The organism is Vibrio hannami (genome assembly GCF_029589055.1).
Taxonomy (GTDB): domain Bacteria; phylum Pseudomonadota; class Gammaproteobacteria; order Enterobacterales; family Vibrionaceae; genus Vibrio; species Vibrio hannami.
In genome coordinates this window covers 861,082-882,925 of sequence record NZ_JARQZP010000007.1, presented here as the reverse complement: position 1 = coordinate 882,925, position 21,844 = coordinate 861,082, and the positions used below count along the sequence as shown (strand labels likewise).

The 21,844-nt window shown below is 44.4% G+C and carries 15 protein-coding genes and 2 pseudogenes; 4 read left to right on the top strand and 13 right to left on the bottom strand.

Translation table 11 applies throughout. From position 1 onward, the window contains the following. Positions 1 to 44: 44 nt before the first annotated feature. The 7 genes and pseudogenes from P7F88_RS18465 to P7F88_RS18435 form a co-directional block, all read right to left on the bottom strand. A pseudogene (locus P7F88_RS18465) lies at positions 45 to 2,281 on the bottom strand (acyl-CoA dehydrogenase). Between the two features lie 104 nt (positions 2,282 to 2,385). After that, on the bottom strand, positions 2,386 to 3,012 hold the full coding sequence (gene psrA / locus P7F88_RS18460) for a TetR family transcriptional repressor PsrA (protein WP_277827124.1): 627 nt from the start codon (positions 3,010 to 3,012) through the stop codon (positions 2,386 to 2,388). 400 nt (positions 3,013 to 3,412) lie between these two features. Beyond that, a pseudogene (nhaA, locus tag P7F88_RS18455) lies at positions 3,413 to 4,578 on the bottom strand (Na+/H+ antiporter NhaA). A gap of 238 nt (positions 4,579 to 4,816) precedes the next feature. Next, a complete protein-coding gene (locus P7F88_RS18450) occupies positions 4,817 to 5,926 on the bottom strand; it encodes a lipocalin-like domain-containing protein (RefSeq protein WP_277827122.1) in 1,110 nt (369 codons plus the stop codon). 1 nt (position 5,927) lies between these two features. Then, positions 5,928 to 8,378, bottom strand: a complete 2,451-nt coding sequence (locus P7F88_RS18445) for an ABC transporter permease (RefSeq protein ID WP_277827120.1) — start codon at positions 8,376 to 8,378, stop codon at positions 5,928 to 5,930. Next, positions 8,359 to 9,030, bottom strand: a complete 672-nt coding sequence (locus P7F88_RS18440; protein WP_277827118.1) for an ABC transporter ATP-binding protein — start codon at positions 9,028 to 9,030, stop codon at positions 8,359 to 8,361. The genes P7F88_RS18445 and P7F88_RS18440 overlap by 20 nt, the downstream gene beginning before the upstream one ends. 169 nt (positions 9,031 to 9,199) lie before the next feature. Next, the gene (locus tag P7F88_RS18435; RefSeq protein WP_277827116.1) at positions 9,200 to 10,579 is read right to left on the bottom strand and encodes an MATE family efflux transporter; all 1,380 of its coding nucleotides are present in this window, start codon (positions 10,577 to 10,579) and stop codon (positions 9,200 to 9,202) included. A 117-nt stretch (positions 10,580 to 10,696) separates the two neighbouring features. On the opposite strand from P7F88_RS18435, the gene P7F88_RS18430 reads away from it, so the two are divergent. Next, positions 10,697 to 12,136, top strand: a complete 1,440-nt coding sequence (locus P7F88_RS18430; protein WP_277827114.1) for a DUF2867 domain-containing protein — start codon at positions 10,697 to 10,699, stop codon at positions 12,134 to 12,136. 51 nt (positions 12,137 to 12,187) lie between these two features. Here the strand turns inward: P7F88_RS18430 and P7F88_RS18425 are convergent, their stop codons facing one another. The 3 genes from P7F88_RS18425 to rsuA all read right to left on the bottom strand — a co-directional run bounded on the left by P7F88_RS18425 (position 12,188) and on the right by rsuA (position 14,888). Continuing rightward, positions 12,188 to 12,868: a DUF2913 family protein gene (locus P7F88_RS18425; protein WP_277827112.1), complete on the bottom strand. Its 681-nt coding sequence runs from the start codon at positions 12,866 to 12,868 to the stop codon at positions 12,188 to 12,190. After that, complete coding sequence (locus tag P7F88_RS18420; protein ID WP_277827110.1) at positions 12,868 to 14,055, bottom strand: Bcr/CflA family multidrug efflux MFS transporter; 1,188 nt, start codon at positions 14,053 to 14,055, stop codon at positions 12,868 to 12,870. The genes P7F88_RS18425 and P7F88_RS18420 overlap by 1 nt, the downstream gene beginning before the upstream one ends. Positions 14,056 to 14,192: 137 nt before the next feature. Beyond that, positions 14,193 to 14,888, bottom strand: a complete 696-nt coding sequence (rsuA, locus tag P7F88_RS18415) for a 16S rRNA pseudouridine(516) synthase RsuA (RefSeq protein WP_277827108.1) — start codon at positions 14,886 to 14,888, stop codon at positions 14,193 to 14,195. 75 nt (positions 14,889 to 14,963) lie between these two features. Between rsuA and radD the strand changes: the two genes are divergently transcribed. Together radD and rplY are read left to right on the top strand one after the other, a co-directional pair. After that, positions 14,964 to 16,706, top strand: coding sequence for a DNA repair helicase RadD (gene radD / locus P7F88_RS18410; protein ID WP_277829222.1), 1,743 nt, complete (start codon positions 14,964 to 14,966; stop codon positions 16,704 to 16,706). A gap of 207 nt (positions 16,707 to 16,913) precedes the next feature. Continuing rightward, positions 16,914 to 17,192, top strand: coding sequence for a 50S ribosomal protein L25 (gene rplY, locus P7F88_RS18405; RefSeq protein WP_277827107.1), 279 nt, complete (start codon positions 16,914 to 16,916; stop codon positions 17,190 to 17,192). 142 nt (positions 17,193 to 17,334) lie between these two features. On the opposite strand, the gene P7F88_RS18400 is transcribed toward rplY, so the two are convergent. Then, positions 17,335 to 18,138 carry a MalY/PatB family protein gene (locus tag P7F88_RS18400; protein ID WP_277827105.1) on the bottom strand — a complete coding sequence of 268 codons (804 nt, stop codon included), beginning with the start codon at positions 18,136 to 18,138 and terminating at the stop codon, positions 17,335 to 17,337. After that, entirely contained in the window at positions 18,090 to 18,503 is a 414-nt protein-coding gene (locus P7F88_RS18395) for a beta C-S lyase family protein (RefSeq protein ID WP_277827103.1), read from the bottom strand. Before P7F88_RS18395 ends, P7F88_RS18400 begins: the two co-directional genes overlap by 49 nt. A gap of 463 nt (positions 18,504 to 18,966) precedes the next feature. On the opposite strand from P7F88_RS18395, the gene P7F88_RS18390 reads away from it, so the two are divergent. Further along, a complete protein-coding gene (locus P7F88_RS18390; RefSeq protein ID WP_277827101.1) occupies positions 18,967 to 20,664 on the top strand; it encodes a methyl-accepting chemotaxis protein in 1,698 nt (565 codons plus the stop codon). 76 nt (positions 20,665 to 20,740) lie between these two features. Here the strand turns inward: P7F88_RS18390 and argF are convergent, their stop codons facing one another. Next, on the bottom strand, positions 20,741 to 21,787 hold the full coding sequence (argF, locus tag P7F88_RS18385; protein ID WP_277827099.1) for an ornithine carbamoyltransferase: 1,047 nt from the start codon (positions 21,785 to 21,787) through the stop codon (positions 20,741 to 20,743). Positions 21,788 to 21,844 lie beyond the last annotated feature (57 nt).

Sequence of the window (21,844 nt, the reverse complement as noted above, 5' to 3'; positions counted from 1 at the left end):
ACAAAAAGGCACCCCGCAGGGTGCCTAAACCATAGTCTTTATGCTTAAGCAACGCTATTTAACTTAGGAGCTGACTGCTTATCCGTCAAGACTTCAGAGAAATCATGGCTGAAGTGGTCAACCTGAACCGCTTTAGAACGAATCGCATCCGCAGCAAGGATCTTATCGACTTCTGCCTGGGTAAATACACCTGCTTCCAGTGCCTGTTGCAGTCTGTCTGTCAATAAGCCTTTTCTCGCCACTTTACCCTCTTTCGCCGCTTGTACCAGCTTGCGTTCCAACCCTTTAATTTCGTACATCTTGATAAACGCTCGTTCCATCAAACCAATTGGATCGTCTTCTTTATCGCTGATATAACAAAGGTGAGTTAGCCTGTCTCGATGCGCTCCCGGAGTCATCAGGCTCTCTGCCAACTTAACAGATAGCTTGTCTTCTGGTTTCTTAAAGTGATTGCCCAACGGGAATACCAGTACTTTCAGTAAGCGACCAGCCGCTTTATTCGGGAAGTTTGTATAAGCTTCCTGAAGTGCTTTAGCTGCGTTGTACGTACAGTGCTGAACCGCATAGTGAACGTAATCCAGATCACTTTGCTGACGACCATCATCTTCGTATTTCTTCAGCACTGCTGAGGCCATATACAGGAAGCTAAGCGCATCACCTAAACGTGCAGAAATCATCTCCTTACGCTTCAGGTCACCACCCAGTGTGCCCATGGCAACGTCTGAACTGATCGCCAACGCACGGCTGATGCGAGTCAGGTCTTTATAGTAGCCTTTTGTCGGGCCACTCATTGGGAGCTGATAAATGCAGAGCCCGTTAAGCCCGCCCAAAGTGAACCAAAGGCATTCTTCGTACCGTGGCCGACATGTTTGAACAGCAGATCATCGAATTCTTTAGCACCCTGCTCTGTATCCGGGTTCGCAGCCGCTTCCATCTCTTTCAGCACGTATGGGTGACAGCGGGTTGCGCCTTGACCAAATATCATCAGATTACGGGTCAGAATGTTCGCGCCTTCTACGGTAATCGCAACTGGCGCACCAATGTAGAAGTTAGCCAGATAGTTCATCGGACCTTGCTGAATACCGCGCCCCGCGTGAATATCCATAGAGTCATCCAGAACCTGCCTTGCCATCTCAGTCATATGGTACTTAGCAATCGCCGTTACGATGCCTGGTTTTTCTTTAAGGTCCAGAGAAGTAGTAGTTAGTGTTCGTGTTGCTTCAAGTAGATAAGTTAGACCACCAATACGGCCCAGCGCTTCTGCAACACCTTCAAACTTACCAATCGACATACCAAATTGCTTACGAACGTATGCATATGCACCTGTTGTACGAGAAGTCAGGTGACCTGTTGCCGTACCCATAGCAGGAAGTGAAATACCACGTCCTGCTGACAAACATTCAACCAACATACGCCAGCCTTTCCCTACGTAGTCCTGTCCACCGATTACCCAGTCCATAGGGACGAATACATCCTGCCCGCGAGTAGGGCCATTCATAAATGCCAGACCAAGTGGGTCATGACGCTCACCGATTTCTACACCAGTGTGATCGGCAGGGATCAGTGCGCAAGTAATACCTAGATCTAGCTCGTCGCCTAGTAGTCCATCTGGATCCTGTAGTTTAAATGCTAGACCAAGAACAGTCGCGACCGGTGCAAGCGTGATGTAACGCTTGTTCCAGCTTATACGCATGCCCAGCACTTCTTTGCCTTCGTGCATACCCATACAAACTGTACCTGTGTCAGGAATACCACCCGCATCCGAACCCGCTTCGGGGCCTGTTAACGCAAAACAAGGAATCTCGGTACCATCTGCCAGGCGAGGCAGCCAGTAATCTTTTTGATCCTGAGTACCATAATGTGCGACCAGTTCACCAGGGCCCAAAGAATTAGGAACCATCACGGTTACGCCTGCACTATTACTACGAGTCGCGATTTTCGACACAATGGTTGAGTTGGCATGTGATGAGAACTGACGGCCACCATATTCTTTAGGGATGATCAGAGAGAAAAAGCGCTCTTTAAGAATGTAGTCCCATACTTCTTTTGGCAGGTCACGGTCTTCCTTAACGATCTTATGATCATCAAGCATATCCAGAAGGGTTTCTACCTCGTTATCGATAAACGACTGCTCTTCAGCACTTAAGGTAGGTTTTGGGTAGTGGTGCAGCTTTTGCCAGTCAGGTGAACCGGAAAATAGTTCGCCATCCCACCAAACGCTACCGGCTTCCATTGCCTCTTTCTCTGTACTGGACAAAGGTGGCAATACTTTTTTAAACATTTTAAAGGCCGGGTCACTTACCCATTTTCTTCTTAGAGAGCACATAGTTCAGATCCTTTTGTTCTACAGAGTATTGTTATTATTGGTTAGGGTGTATTTAGAGTTTATTTTGCAGCAACACCTGCTGCCAAATACGGTATCAGCTGGTCGATAACGACATTTGAATCGACCTTCTGACCATAATCATTAAATGCAATCTCAGCTAACGCCTTGCTGGTTGCCATGGTGAAGATGCAAGTGCCAAGGGTAAAATGGAGACGCCAAAACAACGTCTGATCATCTATATCTTTATTGGCACGTTTCACTGAAGCAACGAACTGAGATAAAACTTCGCTATATCGCGTTGTGATAAACCAGCGAAGGTGTCCCTGCACATCGGTATAACCACGACCAATCAAAAGCATAAATCGGCTGGCACCATGAGGTCGCATATCATTCAATTTAAGAAGAGGGTTACGCAGAGTTTCAAAAACCTCTTCCATAGAAAATTCATCTCGGTGATTGAGTTCAACCAAAGCGTCACCTACAGCAGGCATAAACGCTTCCAGGTAGCGGTCCAATACAGCTCGTACCAAGGTTTTCTTATCACCGAAGTGATAATTCACCGATGCGAGGTTTACATTCGCCTTACTGGTAATGGCGCGCAGCGAAGTATCATTGAATCCCTGTTCGGCAAACAGGCTTTCGGCTACATCCAAAATCTTGTCTTTCGTTTTATTCTTTTGAACCATTTCAATTAACCGTATTAAACAACTGTTTGAAATATACACTTGATACAGATTATTAACAAGCATGCAACATCACATTTATTGCTAATTAACTATAACCCTTTGAGGTAGTGTATTTTTTAACCGGAAAAAGTTTTTGAAAAAAAAGACAAAAAGATTGAACTGAATGGAAAAGCCCTGGTCTGAATAGGTGTAGTAAGAAGTGCATTTTGAAGTTCTTGAAGCTGAAAGGACTTGTTTTCAAACTGAACTTACTAATATGCTGCTTTTTTCTTATTAACTCCTATGTTTGTATCGCCCAAGCCAATTTAGCTTGGGCTTTTTTTTGCTTAACGTTTTATCTACACGTACTAAAAACAAAAAAGCCTCCACTGTGGGAGGCTAAAAGAACATTAAATTTTAATTAGTTAGTCACCGAACTCTGTTTTACTTCTTTCGGCAATGTTGTGTGCAACATCACATAACCAATTATCGCAGCTGTCGTAGAGCCCATCAGAATACCTAATCGAGCATAAGTATCAAACTCAGGACTAACACCAACAAATGCTAGTGAAGAGATAAAGATAGACATAGTAAATCCGATACCACACAACACGGATACTGCCAGAATATGCTTAAAGTTAATTCCTTCTGGCAATTTAGCAACGCCAGTCTTCACTGCAATCCAGCTGAAGCTGAATATACCCAGAGGCTTACCAATTAACAGACCCATAGCAATGCCCATAGGTAGAGTCGCTCCCAACCCTGATATAGAAACACCTTCCAGAGAGATACCAGCGTTAGCAAACGCAAACATTGGCAGAATAGCAAAAGCAACATAAGGATGAAGCGCGTGCTCTAAATGTTTCAATGGTGATGCTTCACCTGCTTTACCTTTAAGCGGAATAGCAAAGCCTATCACTACACCAGCCAAAGTTGCGTGCACACCTGATTTTAGTACCGCGATCCAGAGAATCATACCCGCAATCACATACCAGGATATCTTAGTGACATTTTTCGCGTTCATCATAAACAGCACGCCAGTCATCACAAAGCCAACCGCCAATGCTAATGTCGACAAATCACTGCTGTAGAACAATGCGATAATAACAACCACACCCAGGTCATCGATAATCGCCAGAGCAAGCAGGAATACTTTAAGCGCTAAAGGAACTCGTTTACCCAGCAGGCTCATAATACCCAATGCGAATGCAATATCTGTCGCAGCCGGTATCGCCCAGCCTTTTAATGCTTCCGGATCACCGGAGTTGAACGCAACATATACTAATGCTGGAGCTAACATACCGCCTACAGCTGCAATCGCAGGGAAAATAGCCGTTTCTTTTGATTTAAGCGCACCTTCAAGTAGCTCACGCTTAACTTCTAGGCCGATAAGCAGGAAGAATACAGCCATTAGGCCATCATTAATCCAGTGTGATACTGACATACCAAACACGTAGGTATGCAGAAAAGCATCGTACGCGGCTCCTGCCGGGGAGTTTGCTACCATCATTGCAAAAGCTGCGGCAATAACCAACAAAATGCCGCCAGCAGATTCCATTTGAAAAATTCGCGAATCATGTCGCTCATAAACTAACCTCAAATCATTTATATTTATTGTTTGAATAATATTCACCAGAGATGCGAAACAGTCTACACACCTCTAACACACAGAAAAAATCGATTGTTTAGATAAAAAACATCGAATTTTACGAAATGTCATACGGTGAAATGCAAAGCAATATTCAAATATATATGTGAAGTTTAGTCGGAGATCACTGTGATATGCAGTATTTACATTGTTTGAAAATGTAAACGAAGGGGGATATTAATAACCAGTCAGTTGCATAAAGCCGATAATTTCTGGCTTGCCAATGACTTCCACTGCACCTTCCCAATACTGGAAAACAAATGGTTGCCACTGCTCATTCATAAGCGAACTGACACTAATATCAATGCCATAATCTGGTATCTTAAGTGACCAGACGACTGGTATAAACTTGTCGTTCTCCAGAGTAACGTATTTTTCTGGAGTTAACTCTATCTGTTCATCAGACAAGTTAGCCACAGTTCCTTTGTTCGTTGCTAAAGTCCCATAATTGTATGCGACGAAATTATGCAATTTCAGCTGATGGATAGATAACGCGGTGTTTTTATCCAGATGTAGTGTAAATAGTGCTGTTGATTGTGGATGCTCGTCCAGTGAATCAGTGCCCCACTCCTTGTCTAACCATCCTGTACCTGTTACAGCAATAGTTTCACCATTTAGTATTAACTCACCTATTACACTAATAAACGGGGCCTGTACGTTATAGGAAGCAATAGGCAGCAGGTCGTGTTTTTTTGTATAACCGCCTTCGCCCGGTAGAACATAGGGCCCTTTAGCATAAGAGTTCAAATTCACTGAGAATGTATCGGTCTCGACATTCAGTTTACCTGGTAAAGGTGACTTACCGATTGAGCGCCAGTTCCAGTTATCTAACCAGACCCCAAATGGACGAGATTTGAAGCCTGCCTGACCTATCCCTCCCCGAGCAAGCCTTTGTTGACGCCATACTTCGTCTTCAGACGTTACTACAATATGAGCGTTATAAAGCTGCGGGTTACGCCACCCACTTCCCTTTCGCTCATCCGTGGCAATCCTGTAATAGGTCCACTGGACACTATAGGATTTCCCGCTTTTATCTTTTAAGTTCGCTACATAGCGCCATGATTCATGTTGATACTCAGAATGAAAACTAAAATCCTGCGGCAACCTAACAGCCCTATCAGGTAGTACGGGCTCATAGATAGTATTTTCTTTTTTGCTAAGAATGGATTCCAGATACTTAACCTCAACCTGCTTAGGCTCGTGGCTAAGTAGTGCGAAAGTGATAGCGGCACCCAGAAAAAACGCGACTGAAGTCAAAAAGTACTTATTTTTTATCAGGTGTTTCATATCAAAGCGCATCTCGCAAAGACTTCATAGGTGTGCGATTTATCATTCCAATTACTGGCGCCGCTCCCGCTACAAGTAACGCTGCCATTGTCCAGACAAAGGTTTCTATATATTCCCAAGGAATAACATAAATAGGCATACTCCAGCCAAATGACTGTTTTAGACCAACACTAACCATAACCTGGGCGATAGCATAGCCTAGCGGCAACGCAACAATGGCAGATATAGCACCAAACAGCATAAGTTGAAGACTGCTCAGTGCGACTAGTTCTTTGCCTGAAATACCAAAGCAGCGTAACAATGCCACCTGGCGCTGTTTAGACACCTCGCCAGCAACCGTGGAAAAGAACAGGCCAAACACGGCAATAACCAATGTCAGATCCCCTAAGGTATCAGCAATAATAAATGTCCGGTCGAAGACTCGCATAGCCTGATTATGGATGTTGGTATTGTTCAGCACTCGCTCTTCTGACAAACGGAAGAAAGTACTCAATTTACCGATCAACACTTGAGCATGCGCTTGTTGCCCTTCTTTAAGGTGCACACCTAAACCAACATTTCCCTGGCCGGCGAAAATATGTAACCAGTTCTGGTGTGACATCATGACCTGGTTATATGGATTCCCATAATCGTAATAAACGCCAGCCACCAACCAACCCTTTCTGAGTGGTTCATTAAAAGAGATGTAATCACCTGGCCTGATCTTTTTCTTCAGTGCCATAGACTCACTGACAAGGATGCTCTTGGTATCATGTAGGCGATACCAGTAATTAGGTATCGCTAACTTAACTGGAATTGAGTCGCGCTCACCAATACTGCTACCGGTACTCACTACCTGCAAAGTGCCATTGGTGGTCATGAACTCTTCTTCCCAGCGCCACCAGACCGCATCAACTTCATCTTGCTGTTTCAGCCAGTTACTCACTCTGGCCGCAGAGCTGTTTGTTGGGTGAATATATAGGTCGGCTGCAAGTCTCTGGGTTAACCATTCATCTGTCGTTTCCCTGAAGCTACCAACAAGTGTTTCAACGGCAATGTTAGCGGACATTGCCAACATAAATGCCATCAACGCGACACCGCGGTAACTCATGCTTGCCGCGGCATCAGCAAAGAACCATCGTACTTTTACCCAGCGCAACTTATACGAAAATAAGTTAAACAGCTGGAAAACCAAAAACGGAACTAACAGTGCGGTACACACCATCATCAGGCCTATCAACACAAAGCCTGTTTCTGAGGTAGGTGTCGTTTTATATAACGTTATTGCTATCGCTGCCAATACTATTGCCACAAGAGCTTGCCAAAGGAACTCGCGACCAGCAAAGCGAACCAGTGACAAGCGGGCGGTAAGCCGTATTGGCTGAGTTTTAAGCAGGCGAACCATAGGCCATGCACAAGCCACAAATCCCCCACCTACAGCCATAATTAGGCTTTTGATACTCCAATCGCTACTCCACTGAATAACCAGACCGACATCGGCATCATACAAATCTGATAATGTAGTAGACACAGTGGGGATCAATCCGTTTGCCAAATACAGGCCAAGCAAATTGCCAAATGACCAGCTAAAAATAATCAGAAACGCAAGTTCGATAAGAAGCGCCTGGGTAAGTTGCCAGCCAGATACACCTGTCTGGCGCAAAATACCAACCAGAGGTTGCCTTTGGACAAAAGAAAGAGACATTGCCTGATAGAAGATAAACAAACCAACGACAAATGCCAGCATCCCCATTGCGCTCAGGTTCATATGAAACGCCTGGGTCAATGAACTTAACTCTGTCTTTGAACTGCGAGACACTGTTACACCATTAGGTAGCATCTTTTTTAAACGATCAAACTTGAGTTTTGGCATAGCGCCACAGTTAATTGCTGAGAAGCCACCAGTACGGTGTAGCTCTCTTAGCTTAGCTATATCAGCAACAATTCTGGTTCCAGTAAGGAACCCGGTTTGATCGATAACGACGGGCCCGAGTTGGGTTCCATTTGCCAGTTGAAGAAAGTCACCATCATTAACAGAAAGATAAGACGCCAGCTCGGGACTGAACATTAAAGGATATGGAGGTTGAGCTAAAGCAAGTGATGACAGGTCTTCGACACCAGTAATGTTCAACATGGCAACCATATCTAGGCCGACAATTGTTAAATCTCTACCCGACTGAGTTTCAATTCGCAACGTATCCATTGGAACACACTGGTTGAAACCTTCCCGCCTCAACTGAATATAGAGGCCCTGTGGGATTTTGTTTGCGTTATGCTTAGAACGAATATTGTATGTAAGCGGATCAGAGAAGAGGCGCTCTCCATCAACATAGCTTTGCTTAGCGTGCTGGTTTACCGCTTCAACACCAACAAATAATGATATACCGAGCGTTAAGCCCAGCCAGACAAGCAAGATTTGTAGAGGATGCCGTCGATAATGACCCAGTAGTGCTTTAACTACGGGCCATAACATGCAGTTGTCCTCCTTGCAGACGGACACAGCCGCTCATGTGATTCGCGACTTTTTCACTATGAGTAACTAAAAGCAAAGTGCAGTTAAGCTGACGGGAAAGTGACGTTAACAGGCGCATAACCGCTTCGGCATTTCGCTCATCAAGGCTTCCCGTAGGTTCATCGGCAAGCAATAGCTGAGGCTCCATATACAGAGCGCGGGCAATAGCCGCTCTTTGTTGTTGCCCACCTGAGACCTCTTCAGGGTAGCGACCTAAAAGTGGCATAAGATCAAGTGCCGACAATATTTGACGCCATAGGCCTTTATCTTCAGATTTACCCTTTAACTGTCTGCAAAAGCGGATATTGTCTGCGATATTCAAAGTTGGAAGAAGGTTATACTGCTGGAAGATATGCCCGATGTTATTTCGGCGGTATGCGGTGCGTTCGACTTCTTTACAGTCATGCATGGCAAACCCGGGAAACCAGATTTCGCCTGAATCTGCAGTATCCAAACCCGCGATAATATTGAGTAAAGTGCTTTTACCCGAACCACTTTCACCCATTAGTGCCAGTTGCTCACCTTGTGGTAAAACTAACTCTGCCCCTTGAAGTACCGGATGGAATTCTCCTCCATCAAGATATCCTTTACTAAGGTCAGTTAGTTTTAACATTAATGAGCTCGCTCGCAATTAAAAAATCGGGTCTGTGAATCTACACTAAAATCACACAATTCGGAAGTATTTTGAATACTTGATCACACTATTTACACTCAACATGAAGATTAGAATGACTTAGGCACGCTTTTTATCAAATTTTGTTGCAAAAATTCAAATAAATCAGCTATTTCTCGATAAGGTTTACAATCCATTTTTTGCTTCGCAAACGCTGGATACAACTAAAACACTTAATAGCTTCTTCAATCAAAAACATGGCATAGACGACCTCTGCAGCCGCCCCCATAAAAATCGCAGCTACCGCCGTTAATGGGATGCCGATTAACCACTGAGTAGTCAGATCTTGATACAGGCAATATTTCACATCGCCACCAGCACGAAGAACCCCAACAACAAGGGTTATCGGGACAGATCGAATGATCATACCGGCACATAGAATCAATATAAACTTATCCGCAAGCGCCCTTGTTTCCGGGGTTAAAGCGGTAAATGCACTCAGTATCGGCCCCTGCGCAAAATAGAGGAGAATAGAGATCGCTATACCAACCAGTATGCTTAATACAAGCAAGCCTATCGCCTGATAATAAACTGCATCATACTGCTTCGCTCCGATGCTGTTCCCGGTCAACACGGCTGCGGCGTTAGAGGTGCCTATAAGAAAGCTAAAACTGATTTGATCGACAGGTGTCATCACAGAGAGCGCAGCAAGCCCTTGAACTCCCGTTTGCCCCATCAGAGCGTGATAAGAAAAAATACCCGCTGCCCAGGCGAAAAAGTTGAATGTGGTTGGCAGGGAAAGCTTAAGAAACCGCCTTACCTTGTTGGTATCAAAAATGTTTGCCAGTTCTTTCGTACCAAAAGCAAGAAGATGTTTCTTCGAGTAGATATAGCTATATACGCATATCACTTCGATAGCACCACTGAGTACGGTTGCGATTGCCGCACCTTTGATACCCAGTGCAGGCATACCCAAATTACCAAAAATCAGCACCCAGTTTAAAAACACATTGGACAGAATACCGATACCACTAAAGAACGTGCTTACACCAGGTTGATGCATCGCCCGGAGGCCAACCGCCATACTGCTAATACAGGCGACAGCAATCATACTAAAGGAAGTAATCACGATGTACTCGCTACCCAGCTGTATAACCTGCTCTGAGTCCGTTGCCAGCTTCATAATCGGTTCTGAAAAAAAGAAAAAGCCGACAACGGTTAGCAGCGCAAAACTGTTAGCGATAACCCAGGTTAAGGCTGTACTCTCTTTGACCCCTTTTTTATCACCCGCGCCCCAATATTGCGCTGTCAGCAGAGCACCACCCATATTCACACCAACCAGCATAATGGTGGTTACAAACATTGCGCGACTAGCCACACCAACGGCTGCGACATCTGCCTCACCTAGCTGCCCTAGCATCAACACATCAACAAGTCCACGGCTCGAAAACATCAGGTTTTGCAAAGCGATCGGCAGTGCTATGGCGATCAGGCGACGTATAAAGTCACCTTTTGAATAGCGATAAGCTTGTGATAAGGTGTTTCTCATTGGAGCCTCATAGAGTGAAATATAGATTGGCAGGCCGTTCAGAAAGAAGCCGGAGGTCGTCAATCAGTGAGTTCACCAATTCTAAAATAAATACCATCATATGGATATGATTTGTTTATGAATAATTATAAGAAAATCTTAGTTTTAGGTGCGTCTGGTTATGTTGGTTCTCAGCTGATTCCGCAACTGCTGGCACTTGGACATGAAGTGACTGCTGCCTCCCGAAATATAGATTATCTAAAGGCTCGAGTTGCTCCTCACGACAAGCTGACCATTACCTATCTTGACCTGATTGATAAAGAAAGAACCAGAGACGTTGTGAAAGACCATGATTTGGTGTTCTTTCTGGTTCACGGAATGGCACATGGTCACGATTTTCTGGTGTATGAACTTTCGCTGGCGATTAACTTCAAGCATGCTTTGATAGGCAGCGACGTAAAACACGTTATCTATCTAAGTGCCATTCAACCGCAAACCGGCAATTCAGAACATCTTCAGGCGCGAAAAAAAACCGGTGAAATCATTCGACAGGCTCCAGTACCAGTAACTGAGCTTCGCGCAGGCGTTATTATAGGTCCGGGCTCAGCAGCCTTTGAAATAATGAAGGACTTTGTCTACAACTTGCCTGTTTTGGTTGCTCCTAAATGGGTGGACTCCAAAGCGAACCCAATAGCACTTAAAAACCTCAACCATTACCTACTTGCGTTATTAGGCGAAGAACCGAAAGACCATAATTACTACGAAGTAGGTGGTCCTGATATACTGAGTTATCGAGAGCAATTTCAACTTATTTGCAAAGCAACCGGGCGACCATTCAGACTGTGGTCCACGCCTCTCCTCACCCCAAAGATGGCGTCTTACTGGCTTGGCGTAGTAACCTCTGTACCTTCAACCATAGGTAAAGCCTTACTGGCAGGACTTGACCACGACTATATTGCCAATTCACAAGATATCCGCTCTCGTTATCCGCAGACGCTGATTTCTTATGAGGAAGCGGTATCAGATTCTATCAGTCAGGAAGGTAAATTTATTCGCAGTAACGTATGGGGCTTTGACCCTGCAGCACTAAACCGTTGGCAGGCTGGATATGGTTACTACCCTAAAGATGCTGGTGCGACACTAGAAACAAAACTGTCCAAAGAGGAGCTTTGGGCGGTGATTGAAAAAATCGGTAGCAAAGAAGAAGGGTATTTTTTTGCTAACTACTTATGGCGAACCCGGGAATGGTTGGATCTGTTTGTTGGTGGCGGCATACCAACACGTAGAAGTCCTGCTGGCCCGGGACTAAAAATTGGCGATCATATCGATTCATGGAAGGTAATTCGTTGTGAGGAGAACAAGTTTCTCTCTCTACTTTTTGGAATGAAAGCGCCCGGATTAGGTCGTTTAGAGTGCTCCATTATCGATCACGGCGATTACCGCGAACTCGACGTTAGAGCCTGGTGGCACCCGCAAGGTTTTAGAGGTCTGCTTTACTGGTTTGCCATGATGCCAGCTCATCTATTCATTTTTAAGGGGATGGTAAAAGCCATATGCAAAAAAGCGAGCCCCAATTGAGTATAAACTCACGGCTCGCTCTTATATTCAGAATATACTCAAGCATATCGCTTAGTAGCCTTCCGGCTTAAAACCAATAGGGATTTCGGCCAGCTGATTTCCCTGATTATCCGGGAAGATTAAATACTCACCATGGTACTTGACTATCGACTTATAACCAGTTCGTTTGTGAACCAAAAAGCCTGACTTAGCTGCCAGACTGACAAAGGCTGTGTGGTTACCACGCACATAAAAGCTCATCGGCTTAACCAGAGTTTCATGCCCATTTTCATCCGCATCAGCAAAACACTCCTCGCATTGTCGAGAACACAGAACCAGCGAGCTGTCACCTTCAGTAAAGATCTGCAACTTTTCCGTTAAATCAAACTCAGTGCTTACACCCCAACCGTTCTCTTCCATCACTTCCAGAAAAGATTCAATGTCTTTATCTTTAATTGGTTTAGCCTCTCCTGCTACGGGAAGAAAATGGCCATAGAACTGGGCGATATTGCGGAAAGTAAACAATAGATCGGAGTCCGTCCCCTTGCTTCTTCCCGCTTTTTGCCAACGAGTCAGGTCATCACCAACACTACGAGGAAAACGCTGAGTTTTCAGGCTTCTTGTTACCCAACGAACGAGAAAATGCGTGTTGCTCACTGGTGTGTTCGCCAGTTTGCCCTTTTTATGTTCCGCCTCAAGCTCATCAAGTGCGCTATTTACCAGATTCTGTAGATCAGTACTATACAGAGACATTATACTTTTCTTCCCATAAACCAATATAAAAGTGCAGATAACACGGCACACAGCGCCATGGTCATGATCATCGGCCAGGCCGAGTGGCTTGGCAATACTGCCACTAATGCCCCGACCAGAGAACCTGTACCAAATCTTAGAGTGCCTGCCAGTGAAGACGCCGTACCCGCCATTGATGGATAGTTTGACAGCAGCAAAGCCATCGCATTACTACCTACTGTAGACATCATTCCAATATAAAGCATTACAAAAGGAACGATCCCCCACAATCCGATATCGGCCAGCCAGCCAAAGAACAGACCAATCCCAGCGAAAAGCTGAATGCAAATCGCAAAGCTGAGCATCCACTTAGAGCCCATTTTTTTCACAATCCTGCCGTTAACTGTGGTCATTAACGTTAGAACAACAACGTTTAAGCCAAACAGGTAACCAAATTCCGATGGCTCTACACCGTATATATCGATATAAACAAATGAGCCGGCAGTCAGAAATGCAAACATCCCTGCAAATGAGAAACCACCCGCAAACATCAGCCCAAACGCAACAGGATTAGTTAACAGACGTACATAGTTCTGAAGCGTTGTTTTCAGGCGCAAAGGCTGACGATTCTCCGGGGCTAGTGTTTCAGGTATCTTCCACATTACCGCCATGATGACCAGGATGGAAAAAATGGATAGCACCCAGAAGATAGAACGCCAACCAAACCATTCCGCCAAATGTCCACCAAGCATAGGAGCAATTAAAGGTGCTACCATTACCACCAGAGTGACAAAAGACATGGTTCGGGCAAAGTCCTCTTTGTCGAACATATCCCTGATAACAGCCTGAATGATCACTGCCGCCGCCGCGCCTGCAAAACCTTGAGCTGCGCGAACATATTTCAGTGACTCGATATCTGTCGTTGTCGCACAGACCACTGAACCAACGGCAAATAAAACGATGCCGACAAGTAAAATAGGGCGTCGACCATAACTATCAGACAGAGGGCCATGCAATAGCTGCCCGATAGCAAATCCGGCAGTGTATGCAGTGAGTGTAATCTGAACAGCCCCGGCTTCTACCCCAAGCTCACGTGCAATGGATGGCATAGCCGGTAGATACATATCAATAGCAAGTGGTGTTAGCGCACCGATTGCGCCAAGGACCACGAACATCAGAAAGCTAAGTTGTGTTGTTGAGTTTGTCATAAGCCTCCAGCGCGCGAGTTAAGCACGCACGAATAAAACACAGCGTATAAGAAAAAATGCAATAGAAAGTGAAACGATAAACGTCAGGGAGACTCTATACCCTAATATATAAGCGATGAATAAATGTCAGAAAACTATCAACTCCACACTGAGTTGATCTCTTCGTCCGTCAAATAACGGTATTCTCCAGGTTCAAGATCTTCATCAAGTTCGATGTCGCCAATGCTCTCTCGATGCAGCGCTTCTACCTTATTACCTAAAGCAGCAAACATTCGCTTAACCTGGTGGTACTTGCCTTCAGTAATTGTTAAAAGTACTTCATGCTCATCAATCACTTCCAACTTCGCTGGTAACGTTGGTTCACGTTCATTTCTAAGCTCTATACCATTTTCGAACTTGTCCTGATAATCAGCCTGAACGGGATCGGCCAGCCACACACGATATCGTTTTTCACACTTGTGCTTTGGTGAAGTAATTCGGTGAGACCATTTGCCGTCATCGGTAATTAAAACCAGTCCAGTAGTGTCCACATCCAGACGCCCAGCGAAATGAAGGTTCTCCATCTTTACTTCATCAAGAAGAACAAAGGCGGTGTGATTAAACCCGTCTTCGTGAGAACAAACAAAGCCTTCCGGTTTGAACAACATGATATAGCGAGGCCCTTGATGAGCAATTTCTCTGCCCTGCCACTCGACTATACAGTCCTCTGTAACCTTAAATGCGCCACTTTTCTGAACAACATCATTGACTGTTACGTCACCGCTTTTAATGATTTTTGTTGCTTCTTTTCGGGTTGCACCTAATGCATCACACAGGAATTTATCTAGTCTCATGATTACCTCTTCTTTGTGGGTCATGTATTATATGCCCTATTCCGAAATAAGTTGAGCTATTTCACATTTTCTCTTATGTACACGCTAAGACCGTATCAGGCAGACTCCGTTAAAGCCGTTATCCATTACTTTCGTAAACTCTCGACCCCTGCCGTTATTGTGCTTCCAACGGGCGCGGGTAAAAGTTTAGTTATCGCAGAACTGGCAAGGTTAGCAAAAGGGCGAGTACTTGTACTTGCACATGTGAAGGAACTGGTTGAACAAAACCACGAAAAATACGAAGGCTACGGCTTAACGGGTTCGATTTTTTCTGCAGGTCTGGGTAGAAAAGAGACGGAACAACAGGTTGTATTTGCCTCGGTTCAGTCTGTTGTCCGCAATCTTGATGCCTTTGCTAACCAGTTTTCCCTGCTGGTTATCGACGAGTGTCACCGCGTACCAGATGAACCCAAAAGTAGTTACCAGAAGGTCATTAGTCACCTGAAAGAAATGAACTCGGGTATCAAGATATTAGGGTTAACAGCAACTCCCTACCGCCTTGGGATGGGATGGATTTACCAATACCATACGCGTGGACAGGTTCGCAGTGAGGACTCCCGTTTCTTTCGTGACTGTATCTTCGAACTCCCGATCCGATACTTATTGGATGAAGGCTTCTTAACACCCGCCAGAATGATAGATGCCCCCGTATTAAGCTACGACTTCTCTCAGTTAAAGCCAGCTAATACTGGTCGCTATAAAGAAGCGGAGTTGGATATGGTTATTGAGAGCTCCAAACGCGCCACACCTCAAATCGTTCAGCAAATAATCCAGCTAAGCGATGACAAGCGAGGCATTATGATATTTGCAGCAACGGTGCGACACGCACAGGAAATTCTCTCTCTGCTCCCGGAAAACGACTCGGCTATCGTGATTGGAGATACTCATACCAAAGAACGCGATGAAATAATCAGGAGCTTTAAAGAGCGAAACATAAAGTATCTGGTAAACGTATCGGTTTTAACTACAGGTTTCGATGCACCGCATGTCGATCTGATTGCCATACTTCGTCCGACAGAATCGATAAGCCTTTATCAACAGATTATCGGTCGTGGTTTAAGATTATCTGAAGGCAAGGAAGAGTGCCTGGTGTTGGATTATGCCGGTAATAACTACGACCTGTATCAACCTGAGGTGGGTGATCCTAAGCCGGATTCAGAAAGTGACATCGTCACCATCCCCTGCCCGGCATGCGGCTTTAATAACAACTTTTGGGGCAAGCTCGATAGCAACGGCTACTTGATTGAACACTATGGTAGAAGGTGTCAGGGTTACTTTGAGGACGAAGAAAGCGGTGAACGGGAACATTGCGGATATCGATTCAGAGCCAAATACTGCAACGAATGTGGCGCTGACAACGATATTGCAGCACGGATATGCCATGAATGTGATGCAACTCTGGTTGATCCGGATAAAAAGCTAAGAGATGCACTCAACTTAAAAGATGCGCTAGTATTCGAATGCCGTGATATGCAGTTAGATACACACAAAGACACTAGCGGAAAAAATCAATTAAAAGTCACTTATATCGGCGATAACAATGCACAAGTTCATGAGTTTTGGTCGCTTAACACCAAATCGCAGAAAGAACGCTTTTACAAGCAATTTGTACGCTCTCACCTCGCCGATCGTCACCGTCCTTTTACTGAATCCTCCCCTACCAGGGTAGTAAATAATCAGCACCGTTTTCGGTTACCTCAGTTTGTAATTGCAAGAAAAACAGGGCGTTTCTGGAAATTAAGGGACAGGATCTTCGAAGACGAGTTAAAAGATCATTAGAAATTCACACTGTCGTCGTAACCAAAGCGGAAAGTTGAATTAAATTGTATATTTGTCGACGATTCTGTTGCTCAAAACCAGCAAGAATGGTAGTATCCGCGCTCACTTTGTTGGTATCAGCTTTTATCATCAAAGTGTTAACCATTAACAGCTAGGTCGCTATGCAGTTAATGAAATCTATTTTTTACTAATTTGAGAGTAAATACTATGAAATTTGAAGCAGTAGTACGTACTGAACTAGGTAAGGGTGCGAGCCGCCGCCTACGTCACGCTGGTCAGTTCCCAGCAATCGTTTATGGTGGTGAAGCAGCGCCAGTATCTATCGCTCTTAAGCACGATGACGTTATCAACCAAATGGACAAGCCAGAATTCTACGAAGGCATCACTCTAGTGATCGACGGCGCAGAAGTTAAGGTTAAGCCACAAGACGTACAGCGTCACGCGTTCAAGCCAAAAGTTGAACACATGGACTTCATCCGCATCTAATTCTCCTTACCAGGGAATTAGGAGGATAAACTCCAAACCTTTTGCATAAAGATTATCGGCCTTACCAACCGAGACATCTAAAAATTAGAAACCCCGGTGCTACCAACACCGGGGTTTCGCTGTTTAGGGACTCTACAAATCTCTACGATTTAAATGCCTGAACAATTCTTCTTAGGCCTTCTTCAAGGGTAGAGCGCGGACAGGCGATATTGAGCCGTTGATAACCATTACCCTCTTCACCGAACATGGTGCCACCTTCTGGCAGCACGTTTGCCTCTTTTATAAAAATGTTATCCAACTCTTTTGCTGAAAGATCCAACCTCTTCATATTCAGCCAGATAAAGTAGGTTCCAGCCGGAACGACAAAGTTCACCTTGGGTAAGTGTTCCTCTATATACTCTTTGGCAAACTGAAAGTTGTTGTCCAGATAAAGCTTAAGCTCTTCTAACCACTCTTCACCGTGATCATAAACCGCTTTTACCGCAGCGATTCCAAGGGGGGATGGCATTGCAAAGCCCGCGACTTCGTTCCAGCGCTTCTTAAAGTCATCGTTCTGAATCACGATATTGGACATATGTAATCCTGCCATGTTGAAGGTTTTACTTGGCGCCGTACAGGTAATTATCCTATTGTCTTCAGGAAACAAAGCTGCCAAAGGTCTGTGTACTACCCCTTGCCTTACCAGATCGAAATGTATTTCATCACTAACAAGCAATACATCGTGACACAGACAGATCTCACCTACACGTCTAAGCTCGCTTTCTGACCATACACGCCCAGCCGGGTTATGAGGGCTACAGAAAAGCATAATTTTATTGTTGGGATCACTTGCCTTCTGCTCCAGGTCAGCGAAGTCGATGGTGTAATAACCTTCATTATCGATCAGGGGACTGTTAACTATTGTACGTTGCTTATGATTGATGATATCAGCAAACTTGTGATACACCGGAGGCTGAATAATGACACCCTCCCCTGCTCACTAAAGGCATCAATTAAGTTTTCTAATGCCGGCAGGATACCACTGGTGATAATGATATCTTTCCTGTCGACTTCCCAGCCAAACCGTCGACGAAACCAACCAGTCACACTCTGGTAGTAATCATCGTCTGCCATGCTGTAGCCAAAAATCTGGTTATCGACTCTTTTGTGCAGCGCCTCCATTACTTCCGGAGGGCATGAAAAGTCCATATCAGCAACCCACATTGGAAGTGTGTCCTCAGTGGTATGAGGTGAAATCAGATTCATACACTCCCATTTTGCCGAATAAGTCCCCTTACGCTCGACAGCGCGATCAAAATCGTATTTAGTCATAATTATCCTTGCCAACTATATTTTTTATTTTAATTTTTTATCAACTATTTAACATAGTGTGAAATCGCCACCTATTCAATATCCGATTGTTGGTATTTATTATTTATTTTTATGCAGTCAGAAAGAGCATCATAAACTATTGCGCTTACCTAATGGCCTTTGACGCCATATTCCATCCGCTTCAGATACAAACATCACGCAAACTTATCTTTCATTTTATAGGTCTAAGTCAAAAAAACACCGATCAGGGTGTTATAGTATAACGTCCCATTTAATTTCCACATTTAATTCAAAATTATCTAATGCAATGAAAAGTAAGGTTATTGGTAGCAGATTATCTTTAATAGCATTTTCTTGCTATTGAAACTCATTGCACTTACACATAGAGTAAAAGCTCTGATCGCAATGTAAACACGTATAAAAAATATAATTCAATAAAACGACAGATTGGCAGGAATAATAGATGTCACAACTTTTTTACAACTTAAGCATTAAGTCTAAGATGATCGCTCTGGTCGCTATCCTTCTTAGCTTAATGCTCGCTATCGCCGGGTTTGGGTATACTCAGATGCAAAGAATCAGCATCGAGTTACAAAGCATAATCGATGAAGATATGCCATTAACCGAGATAACAACATCCGTTACAACAAAACAGCTGGAAGGTGCAATCTTATTGGAAAAATCATTACGTTCTGTAGGGTTAACCGGAGGGTTAGAAAATCAGGGAACCGGACTGTTAATTAACCAGTTTAAAATTATCAATTCGGAAATAGACAAGGAGTTAATAAAAGCTGAGAACATTCTTGCCAAAGCTATTCAACACTCCAATTCTACCAACCTATATCAGGAGATCGCTTCACTCCAGACTGCTCTTGTTTCTTTGAAGAAAGAGCATACAGCTTATATGTCCCGTGCAAATGGCGTTGTAGCTCTTATTGAAAGCACAAACCTGGATGAAGCTAACCAACAGTTAGGAGATCTGGAACATTTTCAAAATGGTCTTAACAAGCACCTTGAAGAGTTTCTAAAGGGAATTGAAAAATTAACAGAACATGCACTTATCCAGACCGAAGAACATGAAAAGACGGCCGTTAAGGGTATGGTTATCATCGGTATAGTTGATCTGGTTATCGGTATTCTTCTTGGAACCCTTTTTACTACCGCCCTAACCAAATCTATCGGTAAAGCTGTAAAAGCATCGAATCAGTTAGCGAAAGGTGACCTTCGTGTTGAACTGAAGAGCGACGCAAATGACGAAACCGGGCAACTTCTCAATGCTATGGACTCTATGGCTTCAACACTTAATGGCACCATTCGCCAGATTCTGAACTCTTCCGGGCAAATCGCTTCCCTAGCGGAAGAGATGGCTGCGGCATCTGAGCAGACCAATCACGCGATAGGTACACAACAACTCAACACTGAACATGTTGTTACCGCAATGACAGAAATGTCTACCACCATTCAGCAGGTAGCTGATAGCGCTATACGCACATCTTCGACTACCAGCAGTGCAAGTAAGGAAGCTGATGTTGGAAATGAACTGGTCGCCTCAAATCAAAAACAAATTGAACAGTTGGTAATGCAGATACAAGACGCCGCTGGCCAAGTAAAATCCGTAGACGAAGAGAGTCACGCCATCGATCAATTTGTGGTGAATATTAATGAAATTGCCGAACAAACCAACCTACTTGCCCTAAATGCAGCTATTGAGGCTGCAAGGGCTGGTGAGCAGGGCCGAGGCTTTGCAGTTGTCGCGGACGAGGTTCGACATTTAGCCCAGAGAACTCAGCAAACGACAACACAAATTCATCGTTTAATCGAAGCCTTGCAATCTAAAACTGGAAGCGCTGTTTCAGTGATTGAGCAGAGTAGCCACATGGTGTCTGAAAGTGCAAAAAATGCAGAATCAGCCAGTCAGTCAATTCTGTCGATAAGTCAGTCAGTCGAAGAAATTGACGGTATGACGATGGAGATTGCGGCTATTTGTGAGCAACAATCAGCCGCCGCAGAAGAGATAAATCAAAGTGTTATCGATATTACTCATTCTGGTACCGAGGTACTTGGCAGCTCCGAGCATACTGCTCGTTCAAGCGAAGAACTGGCCACTCTGGCTGCAGAGTTGAGAAATCTAATGAAGCAATTCCAGGTGAAGAGCGCCTGATACGCTTGATCAAAAAAAGCAGCGACTTAAGTCGCTGCTAAAACGAAGGGCAAACACTACAGATATATTGATTTAATTATAGCTTAGCCAGGAAACCGTTAATTTTTTCTTCGTGATGTTTGATTGTCTCTTCGGTTGGCACCACGGCATGTTTATGGGTGAAGTAAACCAATATCGCCATCTGCGCTGTTAAGCGGTTTTCAGCCTCATCAAATGCTACCGAATACTCACTCTCTAGTGCGCCACGGGTTACTTCTTCCTTATCGTTAGCTGGTAGACAGTGAAGAAGCATCGCACCTGGCTTAGCTTTCGCCATTAACTCTTCAGTAATCACGTAATCAGGCATAAACGCAGCAAGACGCTCTTCTTTCTCATCCATCTGGGTAACCCAGTAGAAGCTATCGCCATAAACCACATCACACTCGCTGATCTTTTCTACATCGTCGGTAATTTCAATGTGACCACCAGACTCTTCACAGAACGACTGAGCCAAATCAACCCACTCCTGCTCCATCTGATACTTCTTAGGACCAATTTGCTTAAAGCCCATGCCGTACTTGGCACATGTCAGCATTAGTGAACGACACACATCTGTCGCATCCCCCATAAATGCCAGAGTAAGGTCGGATAGCGTACGACCATCGGTGATGTGCTCTTTGATTGTGTAAAGGTCAGCAAGCATCTGAGTAGGGTGGAATCGTGTGTCCAGTCCGTTAATAACAGGAACGGTAGACATCTCTAACAGGCCATCTAATGTTTCCGGGCTGTTTGTGCGCGCCATAATGATGTCACACATGCGTGAAAGCACGCGAGAAGTGTCATCGATAGACTCTTTTCCACCCAAGTGGATATCTTTTGGAGACAGGAACAGTGCGTGTCCGCCAAGTAAAGTAGCAGCAACCTCAAAAGAAACACGAGTTCGGGTAGAACCTGCTTCAAAGATCATGCCTACTGACTTGCCTTTAAACAGTTGCGGGATAGCGTTGTCACGGCGTGCCTGCTTCAGGTAGGTCATCAGTTCCATCATGTTGTCCATCTCTTGTACCGAGAAGTCCTTCATTGAAACCATGTGCTCCATATTTTCTTTGTTTAGTTCAGTTGCACTTGAAGATGGTAATTTCATATTCTTTCCTTTCTCTCATCACTTGAATTTATTAATGATTTAATTCGATAAATTAAA

Excerpts from the sequence above, each read along its gene's own strand:
- rsuA (WP_277827108.1), bottom strand. The coding sequence starts at position 14,888 with ATGAGACTAGATAAATTCCTGTGTGATGCATTAGGTGCAACCCGAAAA.
- P7F88_RS18390 (WP_277827101.1), top strand. The coding sequence starts at position 18,967 with ATGTCACAACTTTTTTACAACTTAAGCATTAAGTCTAAGATGATCGCT.
- P7F88_RS18445 (WP_277827120.1), bottom strand. The coding sequence starts at position 8,378 with ATGTTATGGCCCGTAGTTAAAGCACTACTGGGTCATTATCGACGGCAT.
- P7F88_RS18395 (WP_277827103.1), bottom strand. The coding sequence starts at position 18,503 with ATGACTAAATACGATTTTGATCGCGCTGTCGAGCGTAAGGGGACTTAT.
- P7F88_RS18440 (WP_277827118.1), bottom strand. The coding sequence starts at position 9,030 with ATGTTAAAACTAACTGACCTTAGTAAAGGATATCTTGATGGAGGAGAA.
- rplY (WP_277827107.1), top strand. The coding sequence starts at position 16,914 with ATGAAATTTGAAGCAGTAGTACGTACTGAACTAGGTAAGGGTGCGAGC.
- P7F88_RS18435 (WP_277827116.1), bottom strand. The coding sequence starts at position 10,579 with ATGAGAAACACCTTATCACAAGCTTATCGCTATTCAAAAGGTGACTTT.
- P7F88_RS18425 (WP_277827112.1), bottom strand. The coding sequence starts at position 12,868 with ATGTCTCTGTATAGTACTGATCTACAGAATCTGGTAAATAGCGCACTT.
- radD (WP_277829222.1), top strand. The coding sequence starts at position 14,964 with ATGTACACGCTAAGACCGTATCAGGCAGACTCCGTTAAAGCCGTTATC.
- P7F88_RS18420 (WP_277827110.1), bottom strand. The coding sequence starts at position 14,055 with ATGACAAACTCAACAACACAACTTAGCTTTCTGATGTTCGTGGTCCTT.
- P7F88_RS18430 (WP_277827114.1), top strand. The coding sequence starts at position 10,697 with ATGAATAATTATAAGAAAATCTTAGTTTTAGGTGCGTCTGGTTATGTT.
- P7F88_RS18450 (WP_277827122.1), bottom strand. The coding sequence starts at position 5,926 with ATGAAACACCTGATAAAAAATAAGTACTTTTTGACTTCAGTCGCGTTT.
- argF (WP_277827099.1), bottom strand. The coding sequence starts at position 21,787 with ATGAAATTACCATCTTCAAGTGCAACTGAACTAAACAAAGAAAATATG.
- psrA (WP_277827124.1), bottom strand. The coding sequence starts at position 3,012 with ATGGTTCAAAAGAATAAAACGAAAGACAAGATTTTGGATGTAGCCGAA.